Here is a 15754-nt window from a genome sequence, read left to right on the forward strand (position 1 = left end):
ACCACTCACAGGCCGTAGGCTTTTCGTGCGTTATCGGTCGAGACCTTCGCCAATTCCTCCGGGTCCTCGCCGCGGAGTTCGGCGAATGCCCGGACGGTGTACGGCAGGCAGTAGGACTCGTTGGGCGCGCCCCTGAACGGATGCGGTGTGAGGAACGGCGCATCGGTCTCGAACAGAATCTGTTCGCGTGGCACGAGCAGAGCGGATTCGTGCAAAGCCTTCGCATTCTTGAAGCTGACGGTCCCGGAGAAGCTCAGCAGGTACCCGGCGTCGATGCATTCCCGAGCCATGGAAGCGTCCGACGAGAAGCAGTGGAAGATCACCGTGTCGGGCGCACCCTCCTCGGCCAGTACGCGCAACAGGTCCGTATCCGCTTCCCGGTTGTGAATCATCAGCGGCTTCGACAGACGCTTGGCGAGATCGATGTGCCAGCGAAATCCGTCGACCTGTTCCGCCAGGGAAGCGCAGCCCTCCAACTTGCCCGGCCAATACAGATCGAGTCCCGTCTCCCCCACCGCGACCACGCGGGGGTCGGCGGCAAGCTTCTCGATCTCCGCTCGCGTCGACTCGTCGAGAACGTTCGCGCGCGTCGGGTGAATCGCGACTGCCGCGTACACCCGTTCGTCCCAGTGGGCAGCGTCTACCGCGAAACGAGCGGCGGCGAGGTCGTCGGCAACCGTGACCACACGTTCCACACCCACCGCCGCAGCACGGTCGACGATGACTCGGACCGACTCGGCATCACTCGCACCGCACGCGTCGAGATGCGTGTGAGCGTCGACGAGTGGAGCCAACGGCGCGGGCGCTTCGGGGGCGGGGCGATCTTTGCTCATGGGGTCATTATGACGAGGACGACGCAACCCGGTCTCGGGCCGCCTCGAACAGCGTGACGCAGACTGCGATCAACTCGGTGGAGTCCTGCTTCCGGCCGCCGAGCAGCCAGTCGACCAGCAGGTGATTGACGGCCCCCACCATCCCGACCGCCATGGAAGAAGCGAATCGTCGATCCACGCCGCTCACGTTCTGCATCCACACGGTCCCGACCAGCTCGGCGAATTCGCTCAGGACCGCGTAGCGCCGCTCCTCGAGATCCGGCGAGACCCCCACAACTTCGATCATGACGATCTGTGCCAGTAACGGATCGGCGGTGAAATGTTCCACGAAGGCTCGAACCCCGAACAGCGCCATCTCGTCGAACTCCGACGCCTCACCGAGGGCTGCAAGTGTCGCGTCACGCACCTCGTCGATGATGCCGTCGTACACCGCTGCAAGGCACGCGTGCCGATCCTTGAACGACTCGTAGAAATATCGCTGCGTGAGTTCTGCGTGATCGCAGATCTGCTTCACCGTCGTCGCCGTGTAGCCCTGGGTGCCGAACAGTTCGATCGCCGCTGCGGTCAGGGCACGGCGGCGCGCAGCTTTCCTCTCCTCGGGCTCCAACCCCGAGTAACGGCGACCGATTCGGGTACCCGTTCGACTCATTCTGTGGCTTCTCGCACTTCGGTATGGGATAGTTGGACCATCATCTGACACACAATCGTGTCACATTCACAACGGGGAGACGACAGGTACGTGAGCATTCAACTGAATGGCAAGGTCATCGCGGTGACCGGCGGTGCACAGGGCATCGGTCGCGAGATCGCGAAGCAGCTGGCAGCCGCAGGCGCCCGAGTCGCGATCGGCGACCGAGACGCAGAAGGCGCCCGCAAGACCGCCGCAGAACTGCCCGGTGACGTCGAAGGTCACGACCTCGACGTCACGAACACCGAGTCCTTCACTGCGTTCCTGGCCGCGGTGGAAGCACAGTGGGGACCTCTCGACGTGCTCGTCAACAACGCCGGCGTCATGTGGGTCGGCGACTTCGACGAGGAGCCGGAATCGGCAACCCGTCGCCAACTGGACGTCAACCTGCACGGACCCATTCGCGGCGTGAAGCTGGCAGCGCCTGCCATGCGCGCCCGAGGCCGCGGACACATCGTCACGGTCGCCTCCGCCGCATCGAAGTTGGCACCCGCCGGTGAGTCGACCTATGCAGCCACCAAGCACGGAATCTTCGGCTACCTCAGTGGAGTGCGTGAAGAGCTGCACAAGAGCGGCGTCCAGCTCTCCGTGGTGATGCCCGGAGTGGTGGACACCGAGCTCGCAGCCGGTACGGCGACCGGTTCGGCGAAGATGCTGCAGCCCGCAGACGTCGCCGAGGCCGTGGTCGGCGTCATCGCGAAGCCGAAGTTCGAGGTGCCGGTACCCGCATTCATCGGACCCGCCGTTCGCTGGGCGAACGTTCTGCCGCAGGCAGTCCGCGACATCCTCATGCGAAAGATGGTTCCCAACCAGATCACGTCCACGGACCGATCAGCGCGCGCGGAGTACGAATCGCGCGTGGTCACCGCCGAGAACGAAGGAAAGAAGTAATGACGACCACCTCATCCGACGTGGAATACGACACAGAGCATGCCGACTTGCGCCCGATTCCCGAGTTCGACGGCGTTCACCAGGTCTGGCCCCGCGGCGACCGCCTCGACGCCGTTCGTGAAGGCGCAAAGAAGTACCGCGAGCGCTTCCTGAAGCAGGGCAAGGTCGCGGCAATCAAGAGCTTCGACATCGTCGCGGCTCCGTACCCGAGCCGGTTCGCGTTCCAGGGCTACAACCTGAGCGTCAACCCGTTCATCACCATCATCAACCGCATGTTCGTCATCCAGTTCGAGGGATTCGACGGCAAGCTGAAGACGATGGTGTGGGAGCCGACCGTGCCGGCCGGATCGGCAGAATCGCCGTTCTACCACAAGCTGGAAGAGTTCGGTAAGAAGCTCAAGGCCGACAAGTTGATGGTCAAGTACTACAACGACCCCGACACGATCCTCCCCCGGTTGGGCCTGCGGAACGAGGACGTCGACTACATCAGCTTCGACCACCTGCACGTGCAGGACATGCGCATGGTGCTCGGCAGCGACGAGGTCATCGAGGGTGAGAGCACCCCGCGCGAGCCCATGTTTCCGAACGCCAAGCTTCTGGTGCACCGCAAGGAGCTGGGCACTTTCGAGTCCATGCACCCGATGCAGTGGGCGTGGTACGTCGAGAACGGTATGGCCGGAGTGCCCGAAGACCGGCTCGAGGTGTTCGAGGGCGATGTGGAGCTCGGCGTGGGTGTCAGCCTCCTGTGGACCCCCGGCCACACCGACGGCAACCACTCGCTGTGCGTGAACACCGAGGACGGTGTCTGGATCTCGTCCGAGAACGGCATGGCCCCCGACAGCTGGCAGCCCGAGCAGTCCAAGATTCCGGGCATCAAGGCTCAGGCCGGTTTCTACAACCGCGAGGTGGTGCTCAACAGCAATACCCTCGAGGATTCCCTCGACCAGTACGACTCGATGGTCAAGGAAAAGACCATGGCGTCACGCTCCCCCAGGGATTCGCGATGGCTGCAGGTCATCCCGTCGTCCGAGTGCTCGAGCTGGAAGCGTCAGTGGCCGGTCATCCCGACATTCAGCCACGGCGGTCTGGACTACGGAACCATCACGGTTCCCAAGCGCTGATCCGCACCGGGTAGGGAGTGCACTCTATCTGCGCGTCGCGAACCTGGGACGCGCAGATAGAGTGGTTCCACCATGAATGCTGCTGACTCCACCGCCTCGCGACCCCCCTTCTATCTGACGACGGCAATCGCGTACCCCAATGGCGTTCCGCACATCGGCCACGCGTACGAGTACATCTCCTCCGATGCCCTGGCCCGATTCAAGCGCCTGGACGGGTTCGACGTCCGCTTCCTGACCGGAACGGACGAACACGGTCTGAAGATGCAGCAGACTGCCGCGAAGGAAGGCATCGACGTCCGCGATCTCGCGTCTCGCAACTCCGATGTGTTCGAGGCGATGGACGAGAAGCTGAACATCTCGTTCGACCGGTTCATCCGCACCACCGACGCCGATCACGAGACTGCCAGCCAGGCCATCTGGGAGAAGATGCGCGAACGCGGCGACATCTACCTCGATACCTACGCAGGCTGGTATTCGGTCCGCGACGAAGCGTTCTACACCGAGGCGGAAACGACTCTCCAGGAGGACGGCTCACGGTTGTCCACCGAGACGGGAACGCCGGTGGAGTGGACCGAGGAGTCGACCTACTTCTTCAAGCTGTCCGAATACCAGGACAAGCTGCTGAGCTTCTACGAAGACAATCCCGGTTTCATCGCGCCGGCCACCCGCCGCAACGAGATCGTCAGCTTCGTCAAAGGTGGCCTGAAGGATCTGTCCATCTCCCGCACCACCTTCGACTGGGGTGTCCAGGTCCCGGAACAGCCCGATCACGTCATGTACGTGTGGGTCGACGCCCTTACCAACTACCTCACCGGCGCCGGATACCCGGACACCGATTCCGAGCAGTTCACCAAGTTCTGGCCGGCCAACCTGCACATCATCGGCAAGGACATCACCCGGTTCCACACCGTGTACTGGCCTGCATTCCTGATGTCCGCAGGGATCGAACTGCCCGAGCGGGTGTTCGTGCACGGCTTTCTGTACAACAAGGGCGAGAAGATGTCGAAGTCCGTCGGCAACGTCGTCGACCCGCTGGCGATGGTCGAGCAGTACGGCCTCGACGCCGTGCGCTTCTTCCTGCTCCGCGAGATCTCCTACGGCCAGGACGGCAGCTACAGCCACGAGGCCATCGTCACCCGCATCAACGCCGACCTTGCCAACGAGCTCGGCAATCTCGCACAGCGTTCACTGTCGATGGTCGCCAAGAACCTCGAAGGAAAGGTCCCCACGCCGGGCGACCTCACCGACGACGACCGTGAACTTCTCGCGCTCGCGGACGGCCTGCTCGAACGCTGCCGGGCGGAGTACGACGTGCAGGCGCTGCACCTGGCACTCGACGCGATCTGGTCGACGCTGAACGAGACCAATCGATACTTCTCGCGTCAGGAACCGTGGGTACTGCGCAAGACGGACCCGGCCCGGATGGCCACCGTGCTGTACGTGACCCTCGAGGTCGTGCGCATCGTCGGCATCCTGGTCCAGCCCGTGATGCCGGACGCGGCCGCGAAGATTCTCGATCTTCTCGGTCAGGACCCCGATCGGCGGCAGTTCGTCGATCTGAAGAATCGCATCGTGTCCGAAACGCCGCTCCCCGCGCCGTCCGGCGTGTTTCCCCGGTACGTCGACGAGGAGTGACGCGGGCGGTGGCCCGAGTCAGGCGACGGCGATGCGGTACGGGCCGAGTCCTTCCACCACTGCACCGACGCAGCCGGCCTCGTCCCACAACTCGAACCATCCGTTGTCGTCCTTGACCGCGATCCGATCGAACGTCTTGGACGCGTGGTCTCTCAACTCTCGTGTCGCTTCGAACGGGTTGGAGGCGAGGAACGTAGCACCGGACGGATCGTCGCCCTCGGCACCTGCGCGGAGCGCGACCAGCGATGCGGCGGCCACTGCGGCCTGCGCCCGATCGGTCTCGATGTAGGTCTCGCTCGCGACCACTGCGTCCATCGCCGCAACGAGTGCTGCGGAAATGCCCTGCGGACCGGCCTTCTCGATTTCTCCGAGTGCGTTCATCGCGCCGTCGTTGTCGAAAGGCCCGAGGTCCCATGCGCCCATTCGGGTGCTCCTGCCGTCGTTGTGGTGTGGTGCCGACCGGGAGACATTAGCGGAAGTAAGCGACAGCCACCCGACGACAGGGTTCCGGGTGTGGCAGATCACGGACGCCGGACACCACTGGCGATCGCGGGTGTCGGCACCCGGGTGCACACTTGCCGCCATGACGGCGAATAGAACATACTTTCGATCGGAAACGGGACGAGAGAGGGGCGCGGGTGTGTTCGAAGAAGAGGTGAGCGCGCAGGCGACCGAGGCGGTTCAGCGCCTGGTGCACGAACTTCGCGAAGGCTACGAGCGAGGATGGCAACCGTCAGATCTGGTTCATCTGAGTCGACGCTCGAAGGAGCCGTCGGAAGCGAGTCTCGCGTCCACGGTGATCCTCCACGAGTCACGAATCGGCGGAGCGGGCGAGAGGGCGCCGCAATCCTGGCTTCGGCAGCTCGAGACGATCGCCGAGCAGTACCCCGCCAGCGCGGTGATCGCGGAGCGAGCCGGTGATTCGACGGACGAGATCCGGGCTCTCACGGCAGGATTACTCTTCTCCGATCCGTATCACTCGATGTACCAGATCACGGATCTCACCTCGATCTGGTCCGGCCTGCCTGCGTGGTCGATGCTCACTCCCCCGCCGTCCGAGTGGCTCGGCCATCGTCTCGCAGCAGACCACCGTGACGTTCTTCTGGACGGAAAGATCGGCAACAAGATTCGAGGGTTGCTCGCCAAGGCGGAGGCAACCGAGTTCGCCGAGGAAGCAGAGACGTTCACGGCGAAGGCACAGGAGTTGATGACGCGGTACGCGATCGACACGGCCCTCCTCTCTGCGCGTACCGGAAACGGCTCCACCGCCGTGACCAGCCGACGGGTTCACCTCGAGAACCCCTACGTCAAGGAGAAGGTTCACCTTCTCACCGAGATCGGCGAACCCAATCGAGTGCGTACCGTCTGGTTCGACAAGGTCGCCATCGCCACCGTCGTCGGGACTCCTGTCGATCTGCAGCAAGTCGATCTTCTGTTCACCTCGTTGCTCGTCCAGGCGACGCGTGCGATGCAATTCGCGGACGCCGCCGGACGCAGCGGCTCGCGCACCACGTCGTTCCGAAAGGGTTTCCTCGCGGGCTACGCCGGCAGGATCGGTCAGCGGCTTCGGGACGCCGACACTCGCGCCACCGTGGAGGCCGCCGACGCCGCCCACATCGACGTGGACGACCTCCTCCCGATCCTCGCGTCCACCTCCGAGGCGGTGGACGACGAGTTCGAGCGGTTGTTTCCCCGAACCAAGAAGTCCCGCGGACGTTCCGTCGACGCGGACGGATGGCATGCGGGCCGGGCGGCAGCAGAGAACGCCACCCTCACGCCCGACCAGCGATCCCGGATCAGCAGCTGACGGGTGGTGACCTCGGTACCCGGTTCAGTCGCGCCGTGCCGCCAGAACGGTCTCGTAGAGCTCGCGCTTCGACACCCCGGGGGTTGCGACGAAAGCGCAGGCGTCCTTGAGCCGGGTACCGCCCTCCACCAACCGTTCCACGTCGTCCACGAGATCTGCCGGATCCGCCGCCTTACGGGTCGCACCCTCGAGAACGACCGTGATCTCGCCCCGGACACCGTCAGCCGCCCACTCCGCGAGTTCGGCGAGCGTTCCGCGACGAACCTCTTCGTACGTCTTGGTCAGTTCCCGGCACACAGCGGCTCTGCGATCGCCTCCGAGCACCTCGACTGCGTCGGCAAGGCAGTCGACCAGACGGTGCGGCGCCTCGAAGAACACACACGCACGTTCCTCCGCGACCAACGCCTGCAGCCAGGTCTTCCGTTGCCCCTGCTTGCGCGGCGGGAACCCGTCGAAACAGAACCGCTCGACGGGGAGTCCGGAGAGCGCGAGGGCGGTGGTCACCGCAGAAGGCCCGGGCAGGCACGTCACCGCCAGACCCTCGGCCACGCACGCCGCAACCAGTCGGTATCCGGGATCGCTCACGGACGGCATTCCCGCGTCCGTCACCAGCAACACGGTCTTTCCCGCCGACACGTCCGCCACCAACCCCGGCAGCCGCGATACCTCGACCTGGTCGTAGAAGCTGACGACACGACCGCCGATACTCACCTCGAGTGCGGACGCCAGAGACTTCGTCCTTCTGGTGTCTTCGGCGGCCACCACATCCGCAGTTTCGAGTGCGGAACGCAGCCGCGGCGACGCGTCACCGACATCCCCCATAGGCGTTGCGGCGAGCACCAGACGACCAGTCATGTCCCACAGCCTACGATTACGGGGTGAGCACGCTGACCGACGAGCACCCTGCGCCCTCGGCACAGCCCCCTACGAAGGTCAGTCCTGCACCGTTGGTGCCGGCACCCGACTTCGGACCGACCGACCGTTTTCGCGGTTGGGTCGTCACCCTCTTCCTCACCACGATCGCGGCCGTGACCCGGTTCGTGATGCTCGGCTACCCGACCGATGCCGGCACTCCGATCTTCGACGAAAAGCACTACGCCCCACAGGGTTGGCAGGTCTTGACCGGTGGGGTGTGGCTCGAGGACAACCCGGGTTACGGCCTGGTGGTGCACCCGCCTGTCGGTAAACAACTGATCGCGATGGGCGAGGCGATCTTCGGGTACAACGGCTGGGGTTGGCGTTTCGCTTCCGCCGTGGCCGGAACGATCATCGTGCTTCTCGTCATTCGAATCGTCCGGCGTCTGAGCCGCTCCACTCTCATCGGTGGCTTCGCGGGCATCCTCGTCATCGCCGACGGTGTGATCTTCGTGTCCTCGCGGGTGGGGATGCTGGACATCTTCCTGGCCCTGTTCGCGGTCGCCGCCTTCGGCTGCCTCGTCGTCGACCGCGATCAGACCCGCGAACGCATGGCGCGGGTGTACGAGGAGGGCCGCATCCACGTCACCGAGTGGGGGCCGCGCCTCGGAGTGCGCTGGTGGCGGTTCGGCGCGGGAATCATGCTGGGCCTGGCCTGCGGAACCAAGTGGTCAGGTGTCTACTTCATCGCGTTCTTCGGTCTCCTGTGCGTGGCGTTCGACGTGTCGACTCGCCGGGCGTACGGCGTCTCACGTCCGTGGCTGGGCACCGCGGTCCGCGACATCGGCCCCGCTCTCTACGGGTTGGTGGTCGTTCCTCTGCTCGTCTATCTGGGGACCTACTGGGCCTGGTTCGCGAGCGAGACCGGGGTGAACCGACATGTCGTGGGTACGGAGGTCGGTTCGGGCGGGCCGTGGTCCTTCGTTCCCAGTGCCCTCCGGTCGCTCTGGTACTACAGCGGCAACGTTCTCGAGTTCCACTCCGGCCTGACCAATTCGGCCGGCAATCATCACCCCTGGGAGTCGAAGCCGTGGACGTGGCCCATGGGGCTTCGCCCGATGCTCTATTACTTCGCCGACGGCGGGAACGTCTCGGGCTGCAGCGCACAGTCGTGTGTGAAGGCGATCATGCTGATCGGCACCCCGGCGATGTGGTGGCTGGCGCTGCCTGTCCTCGCGTGGGCACTGTGGAAAGCACTGGTCCGACGCGACTGGCGGTTCGGTGCGGTTCTCGTGGGGTACGGCGCGGCGTTCCTGCCGTGGTTGGTCACGCTCGATCGCCAGATGTACTACTTCTACGCAGTGGCATTGGCGCCGTTCCTGGTAATGGCGATAGCGTTGACCCTCGGCGACATTCTGGGAAGCGCGCGAGCATCGTTCGAGCGACGCGGAACGGGTTTGTTGGTGGTGTGCCTGTACGTGGGGCTCGTGGTGGCCAATTTCGTGTGGTTGTGGCCGATCCTCACGGCCATCCCGATCACCCCGGAGACATGGCAGAACCAGCTGTGGTTACCCAGCTGGCGTTGACGAGGAGAGCCGACAGCGTCGGAACGCAATACGTACGGAACGGAACTTGTGAGACCCGATCGATCGACTACGAGCGGGGACACGACTCTCTTCTCACCTGACGACCGTGGCGCGGCCACGTCCACTCCGTATCGCTACGACCTCGACGGGTTGCGCGGTGTCGCGATCGCTCTGGTCGTCGTCTATCACGTCTGGTTCGGCCGGGTGTCCGGTGGCGTGGACGTCTTCCTCGTACTGTCCGGCTTCTTCTTCACCGGAATGCTGCTGCGACGGGCAGAGTCCGAATCGGGCCCTTCCATTCCCACCGTCGTACGGCGCACGGTAAGGCGCCTGTTCCCGGCCCTGATCATCGTGTTGGCTGCCACCACGCTCGCCACCGCGATCCAGAGACCGTTCACGCAGTGGTCTGCCCTCGCAGATCAGGTCATCTCGTCGATACTCCACATCCAGAACTGGGAGTTGGCGCGTACCTCCGCCGACTATCAGGCAGCTGACGCATCGGTCAGCCCGATGCAGCACCTGTGGTCCATGTCGGTGCAGGTGCAGTACTACCTGCTCGCCCTCGCGCTCGTTGCCGGTGTCGCGTGGTGGTGCCGCCGTACCAATCGCCGTCAGCTCGTACGGCCGATCATCGGCGCCGTGATCGTGGTCGGACTTGTCTCGTCCTTCCTGTACGCGGCCGTCCGCTCGCAGGAACACCAGATGTGGACGTATTACGACTCGTTCGCACGTCTGTGGGAATTGCTCGCCGGCGCAGGACTGGCACTGGTGATCCACCGTGTCGTCCTACCGAGGCCGATCAAGGTGGCCCTTGCCGTAGCCGGGATCGTCGTGGTCGTCGGGGTCGGGTTCGTGGTGGACGGTGGTTCGTCGTACCCCGGTCCCGCCGCACTGATTCCGGTGGGCGCCACCCTGGCGATGATCCTCGCGGGTACGGGTTCCACAGACGCCCACAGCGACCGCCCGGGCATCGTCCAGACCCTTGCCACCCGCCCGTTCGTCGAACTGGGTGCCATCGCGTACTCGCTGTACCTGTGGCATTGGCCGCTCCTCATCTTCTACCTCACCTGGCGCGAGCGCCCCGCAGTCGGTGCGGTGGGCGGACTTACCGTGGTCTGCGTGTCACTGGTTCTCGCCTGGATCACGTATCGGGTGGTCGAGCTACCGATGTCCGGGAAAGGCGATGCAGGGTCGCTCCCCCGGTTCCAGGTCCGCACCATCGTCGCGGCGATCTGCATTCTCGGGGTGGCCATCGTCGGCGCGACCGGGGCATGGAAGTGGTACCTCGCGCAGAATCCCGAGACCACCGCCCGAGTGGGCGACCTCGACCCCTGGCTGTACCCGGGCGCCGCCACGCTCACCGACGGCACCTTCGCGCCCAGCGCGGACATGCGTCCGACAGTGCTCGAAGCCGAACACGACGTTCCGCAGCCGACCACCGATCTGTGCATAACGGATCTCATGAGCACCGACGTCATCGAGTGCACGTACGGCGACCCGGAAGCCGACACCACAATCGCCGTCGTCGGCAGCTCACACGCCGAGCACTGGATTCCCGCGCTGGACATGATCGGCAAGGACCGCGGAATCAAGATCAAGACCCTGCTCAAGATGGGCTGCCCGGTCACGGTGAATCCAGTGCCCATGCTCCACGACACCGAGTACCCGGGGTGCGGGCAATGGTCCACCGAAATCCTGGACCGACTCAGCGCCGAGCGCCCCGATTGGGTGTTCTCGACCGCCTCACGTCCCAACGAGAACGGGGCGGGCGACGTCACCCCGGACGACTATCTCGGAGTGTGGCAGCGTCTCGGCGCGATGGGGATTCCGTTGCTGGGTATCCGCGACACCCCTTGGCTGCACGAGGACGGCTCTCCCTATGGCGCCCCGGACTGCCTGGCCGATGGCGGCGACGCCGACTCCTGCGGGGTGCCACGGGACTACGTACTGGACCCGGTCGATCCGGTCTCTACCGCCGCAGCGGCCTTTCCACTCGTACACCCGATCGACATGAGCGACGCCGTGTGCGACGCGGTCATATGTCGAGCCGTCCAAGGCAATGTGCTCGTGTACCACGACTCGCATCACCTGTCGGCGACCTACACCCGAACGCTGGCTCCCGAACTCGACCGCAAGATCGGTGCAGCCACCCGATTGTGGTGACACTGTGTGGCGACTGTCCGGATCAACGTTCGAGCAGCCCGTCCGCCCACGTGTTCAGGGTGCCGGTGAATTCGAACGACAGCGGCAGCGGCGCCACCGAGTCGAACTGCGTGGGCGGCACCGGGCCGAGCTCGCCGAGACCGTGATTGGACGTCGTCAGATGGACGAAGTCGAGGTCGGTGTGTTCGAGCTTCGTTCGAAGCCCTTCGACCTGTTCGCAGCTGACGTTCAGGTCCTTGTCCGAGCAACTCAGCAGGGTGTGCGAGGAACCGGGTAGCTGCGCGGCAAGTTCTCGCGGATCGTATTGGTCGGCCTCGCTGAAGAACCGGGCCGTTGCGGCCGACACCCCGACCTCGGGAAGCAGCGGATGCAGATCGTCGGGAACGACGCCTTTGGTGCGCATCGAGTCGATGGCTTCTTCGAGACTGGACCGCACCTTGTCACCCTCGGCCGGCTCCATCTGCCCCGCCGCGACAGTTCTGTCGACGTAGGCGTGCACCTGAGCCCGAATCAGATCGAGGTACCGCATTGCGAGCGGTTGCAACAGCCCGAGTCCGCCTACGGCCTCCGGGTTCCGCTCGCTCACGGCAAGGGCTGTCAACGACCCCTCACTGTGTCCGAGGATCGCGGTGCGCTGCGGATCGGTTCCGCTCAGCTTCTTCAGCTCCGCCAACGCCGAACTCGCGTTCTCGATCTGCTGCTCGAAGCCGTAGTCGGTCATAGCCTGCTCGGGCGGGCCGTCCGTTCCGGTGATGCCGGTTCCGTACTTGTCGAATCGAAGTGTCGCAATACCCTTGGCAGCCAGCGCATCTGCCAGCCGAGCAATCGTCTCGGCGCGGTACTCCTGACCGGCGGCGCCGTTGCGATCGATGGGACCGCTCCCCGGCAGCAGAAGCGCCGAGGCGGCCGGCGGCGCAGCAGTTGGACCTGCGGGTCCGCGGTAGGTGCCGTGAAAAGTGTGGCCGCCCGACTCGAAGGAGATGTCGTTGTCGACCATCGCTTGCGCGCTCGGCTGACCAGGGAATCCGGGTAGCCCAGGAACGGACAGTGGGTCTGCGGCCGAGACCGCGGCCCCGCTGGTGAGCCCCACGGAGCCGAAAAGGATGGCTGACGACAAACCGGCGAGAACGCGCGTGAAAGTGGACATCGTCAGCCATCCTACGACGGCTCGACCGGACCTACCGGCGAGTGGGTGCCTTCTCTCGGCTCTTCTCCCGACGCTGTTTTGCGGCCATCCGCCTGAGTTCGCGGCGCATCGCGCGGGCATCGAGCATGAGCGGGTCACGTGAGAGGTCCTTGTACAGCGCCACACACAACCCGATCATCACGAACACGAACGGCGCCGCCGCAATGATCGTCATGGTTTGCAGCCCGTCCAGGGCGTCCGAACCACCGGTCCAGAGGATGAGCGCGGCGACCCCACCGGTGAGGGCACCCCAGAACACGACCACCCAACGTCGCGGCTCCAGCGTTCCGCGCTGGGACAGCGAACCCATCACCATCGATGCGGCATCCGCACCGGACACGAAGAAGATCGCGACCAGGGCCATCACGAGAACAGTGGTGATTCCGGCGAGCGGCAGGTTGTCGAGCATCCCGAACAGCTGCGCTTCCTCGGTGCCACGCGATGCAAGGTCGATGCCGTCTCGCTGGTCACCGATTCCGGCGCCACCGAAGATGGCGAACCACACGAGGCTCACCGTGCTGGGAACAGCGATCACGCCGATGATGAACTGGCGAATGGTGCGTCCCTTGCTGATACGTGCCAGGAACATGCCGACGAACGGGGTCCACGACACCCACCAAGCCCAGTAGAAGATCGTCCACGAGGAGAGCCAGGTGCTCGTCTCCGGATTCGAGGAGGCGCCGGTGCGCGCCGACATCTGCGCGAGGTCGGCGACATAAGCGCCGATGGTCGTGGGGATCAGGTTCAGTATCAGCACCGTGGGCCCGAGGACGAACACGAAGACGGCGAGAACCAGGGCCAACACCATGTTGATGTTCGAGAGCCACTGGATGCCCTTCGCGACACCCGACACGGCGGACGCCACGAACGCGAGCGTCAGGACCGCAACGACGGCGACCAGGAGAAAGGTGCTGACCTCGCCCATCCAGCCGACGACCTCGACACCCGAACCGATCTGCAGCGCACCGAGCCCCAGCGAGGCCGCGGTACCGAAGAGGGTCGCGAAGATCGCGAGAATGTCGATGATCTTGCCGATCGGGCCTTCTGCACGGCGGCCGAGCAGAGGAATGAACGCCGAGCTGAAGAGCTGCTTGCGGCCCTTGCGGTACGAGCCGTATGCGATCGACAGGCCCACCACCGCGTACATGGCCCACGGATGCAGGCTCCAGTGGAACATCGTCGTGGCCATTGCGGCGCTGACGCCCCCTTCGGACCCGGGAGGCGGGTTGACGAAGTGCGCAAGCGGCTCGGACAGTCCGAAGAACATCAGTCCGATGCCCATGCCGGCGCTGAACATCATCGCGATCCAGCTCACGGTCCGGAACTCGGGCTTCTCGCCATCTTTGCCCAGTGGGATCGTGCCGAACCGGCTGAGCGCGAGCCAGATGGAGAAGAGAACGAATCCGGTCGCCGAAAGTACGAACAACCAACCGAGGTCGGTGACGATCCAGTCCAGCATCGACCCGGTCGTCGAGTTCAGATTATCGGGAGCGACGAGGCCCCAGACCACGATTGCGAGTACGGCGACCGCCGCTACAGAGAAGACCACGTAGTCGGTACGGATACCGACCGGGGTGAAACTGCTGCGCGCAGACCCCGATCCGTCGTCCGCGGTATCGCGGTCCGAAGTGTCAGTGTTCATCGCCATGGTGTTTCACATTCCTCGAGTTCGTTCGCAAAAGCAAGCTAGGACGTGACTCGTCACCGGATCGCGACCCATCACACACCCCTCTACTCTGCAGTTCTGCCCCATCCCGAGCCCCTCCCGATCAATCCGTCGATTCCCAGACGACCGGCACCCGATACCGCGAGCAACAACGCACCCGCACCCAGTGCCACCACCAGTTCGTAGCCTCCTTCGGTGACGAAGACGCCCTTGTCGACGTGAACGATCAGGAACGCACCCAGCATGTCGAGGAACAGGAGGAAGCCGGCGATCGATGTCAGCAGGCCGGCGATCAACGCCACACCTCCGCCCAGTTCGATCGCGGCCGCGGCGATGGCGCTCACGTTCGGCATCGGCACGTTCATGTCACGAAACGAGGCCTGGGTGGCGCTCACCCCGTAGTCGAAGAACTTCTGCCACCCGTGAGCCACGAAAACGACTCCGATTCCGATTCTGGCGATGAGAATCGCAATATCGCGAAACAGTGTGGATGCCACCGGAGTCCTTTCTGTCGAATCGTCAGTCCGCTCCCTGCCGTCAGTCCGCTCCCCTGAGGGCGGAGCGAACGAACCCAAGTACATCTTCGTCCGAGATTCCCAGATTTCGCAGTTCTTGGACATATTGAGTCGCGGCGCGTTCCGCATGTGTTCTCGTGGGGTCCCCACCCGCCGCGATGAACGTCCCCTGTTTGCCGTGCGTCTCGATGACGCCCTCGCGGCCCAATTCTCGGTAGGCCTTCGCGACCGTGTTCGGAGCGAGGCTCAATGTGGACGCCAACGCTCGCACCGTCGGGATCTTCGTTCCGGCAATCAACTCACCGGACCGAACCTGCTCGATGATCTGCAATCGGACCTGATCGAACGGGGCAACGCTCGAATTCTGATCGATCGTCAGGTGCACGGTCCCTCCCTTCCGTCACGCTTCTGCGTCAACGCTAAGCGAAGAGGGGGGTCGGGACGTGCACAATGACGGGCATGGCCAAGAACGCGACGATCTACCACAACCAGCGCTGCAACACTTCCCGCACCGTTCTTCGACTGATCGAAGAGGCGGGCATCGAACCGACCGTGGTGAAATACCTCGAGACGCCACCGTCACGTGACGGCTTGCGCAAGCTTCTGGACGACGCCGGTCTTCAACCGAGCCAGGCGATTCGCACACGTGAATCCGTGTACAAGGACCTCGGCCTCGCCGACGCCACCGAGGATCAGTTGTTGGAGGCCATGGTCGACAACCCGATCCTCATCGAACGGCCGATCGTGGTGACCGACAAGGGCACCGTGCTGGCGCGCCCGGCGGAGAAGGTCGAAGAAATCCTCTGAC

The 15754-nt window shown here is 64.4% G+C and carries 15 protein-coding genes; 7 read left to right on the forward strand and 8 right to left on the reverse strand.

Annotated elements, in window-relative coordinates; translation table 11 throughout:
* Window positions 1–5 precede the first annotated feature (5 nt).
* Both ACZI8R_RS12635 and ACZI8R_RS12640 read right to left on the reverse strand, forming a co-directional pair.
* Complete coding sequence (locus tag ACZI8R_RS12635) at window positions 6–833, reverse strand: TatD family hydrolase (protein ID WP_463379976.1); 828 nt, start codon at window positions 831–833, stop codon at window positions 6–8.
* Window positions 834–840: 7 nt separating this feature from the next.
* Window positions 841–1482 (reverse strand): TetR/AcrR family transcriptional regulator, encoded by a 642-nt coding sequence (locus tag ACZI8R_RS12640; RefSeq protein ID WP_463379977.1) that lies wholly within the window; start codon window positions 1480–1482, stop codon window positions 841–843.
* A gap of 90 nt (window positions 1483–1572) precedes the next feature.
* Between ACZI8R_RS12640 and ACZI8R_RS12645 the strand changes: the two genes are divergently transcribed.
* From ACZI8R_RS12645 to metG, 3 genes are all read left to right on the forward strand, one after another.
* Entirely contained in the window at window positions 1573–2412 is an 840-nt protein-coding gene (locus ACZI8R_RS12645; protein ID WP_463379978.1) for an SDR family oxidoreductase, read from the forward strand.
* The gene (locus tag ACZI8R_RS12650) at window positions 2412–3533 is read left to right on the forward strand and encodes an MBL fold metallo-hydrolase (RefSeq protein WP_463379979.1); all 1122 of its coding nucleotides are present in this window, start codon (window positions 2412–2414) and stop codon (window positions 3531–3533) included. The genes ACZI8R_RS12645 and ACZI8R_RS12650 overlap by 1 nt, the downstream gene beginning before the upstream one ends.
* Before the next feature lie 72 nt (window positions 3534–3605).
* Window positions 3606–5168, forward strand: a complete 1563-nt coding sequence (gene metG, locus ACZI8R_RS12655; protein WP_463379980.1) for a methionine--tRNA ligase — start codon at window positions 3606–3608, stop codon at window positions 5166–5168.
* Window positions 5169–5186: 18 nt separating this feature from the next.
* Here metG and ACZI8R_RS12660 read toward each other — a convergent pair whose 3' ends face one another.
* Window positions 5187–5591 (reverse strand): DUF4259 domain-containing protein, encoded by a 405-nt coding sequence (locus ACZI8R_RS12660; protein WP_463379981.1) that lies wholly within the window; start codon window positions 5589–5591, stop codon window positions 5187–5189.
* 160 nt (window positions 5592–5751) lie between these two features.
* Here ACZI8R_RS12660 and ACZI8R_RS12665 point away from each other — a divergent pair, with 160 nt between their 5' ends.
* Complete coding sequence (locus ACZI8R_RS12665; protein ID WP_463379982.1) at window positions 5752–6975, forward strand: DUF2786 domain-containing protein; 1224 nt, start codon at window positions 5752–5754, stop codon at window positions 6973–6975.
* Window positions 6976–6999: 24 nt separating this feature from the next.
* Here ACZI8R_RS12665 and rsmI read toward each other — a convergent pair whose 3' ends face one another.
* Window positions 7000–7830, reverse strand: a complete 831-nt coding sequence (gene rsmI / locus ACZI8R_RS12670; protein ID WP_463379983.1) for a 16S rRNA (cytidine(1402)-2'-O)-methyltransferase — start codon at window positions 7828–7830, stop codon at window positions 7000–7002.
* A gap of 23 nt (window positions 7831–7853) precedes the next feature.
* Between rsmI and ACZI8R_RS12675 the strand changes: the two genes are divergently transcribed.
* Together ACZI8R_RS12675 and ACZI8R_RS12680 are read left to right on the forward strand one after the other, a co-directional pair.
* Complete coding sequence (locus tag ACZI8R_RS12675; RefSeq protein WP_463379984.1) at window positions 7854–9416, forward strand: dolichyl-phosphate-mannose--protein mannosyltransferase; 1563 nt, start codon at window positions 7854–7856, stop codon at window positions 9414–9416.
* Between the two features lie 48 nt (window positions 9417–9464).
* Window positions 9465–11579 (forward strand): acyltransferase family protein, encoded by a 2115-nt coding sequence (locus ACZI8R_RS12680; protein ID WP_463379985.1) that lies wholly within the window; start codon window positions 9465–9467, stop codon window positions 11577–11579.
* 22 nt (window positions 11580–11601) lie between these two features.
* Here the strand turns inward: ACZI8R_RS12680 and ACZI8R_RS12685 are convergent, their stop codons facing one another.
* The 4 genes from ACZI8R_RS12685 to ACZI8R_RS12700 all read right to left on the reverse strand — a co-directional run bounded on the left by ACZI8R_RS12685 (window position 11602) and on the right by ACZI8R_RS12700 (window position 15331).
* Window positions 11602–12726 carry a serine aminopeptidase domain-containing protein gene (locus ACZI8R_RS12685; RefSeq protein ID WP_463379986.1) on the reverse strand — a complete coding sequence of 375 codons (1125 nt, stop codon included), beginning with the start codon at window positions 12724–12726 and terminating at the stop codon, window positions 11602–11604.
* Window positions 12727–12757: 31 nt separating this feature from the next.
* Entirely contained in the window at window positions 12758–14413 is a 1656-nt protein-coding gene (locus tag ACZI8R_RS12690) for a BCCT family transporter (RefSeq protein ID WP_463379987.1), read from the reverse strand.
* 83 nt (window positions 14414–14496) lie between these two features.
* Entirely contained in the window at window positions 14497–14928 is a 432-nt protein-coding gene (locus ACZI8R_RS12695) for a DoxX family protein (protein WP_463379988.1), read from the reverse strand.
* Window positions 14929–14968: 40 nt separating this feature from the next.
* Window positions 14969–15331, reverse strand: a complete 363-nt coding sequence (locus ACZI8R_RS12700) for a GntR family transcriptional regulator (protein WP_463379989.1) — start codon at window positions 15329–15331, stop codon at window positions 14969–14971.
* 65 nt (window positions 15332–15396) lie between these two features.
* On the opposite strand from ACZI8R_RS12700, the gene arsC reads away from it, so the two are divergent.
* Entirely contained in the window at window positions 15397–15753 is a 357-nt protein-coding gene (arsC, locus tag ACZI8R_RS12705; RefSeq protein ID WP_463379990.1) for an arsenate reductase (glutaredoxin), read from the forward strand.
* Window position 15754 lies beyond the last annotated feature (1 nt).

It is taken from the genome of Rhodococcus huquni (assembly GCF_055231055.1).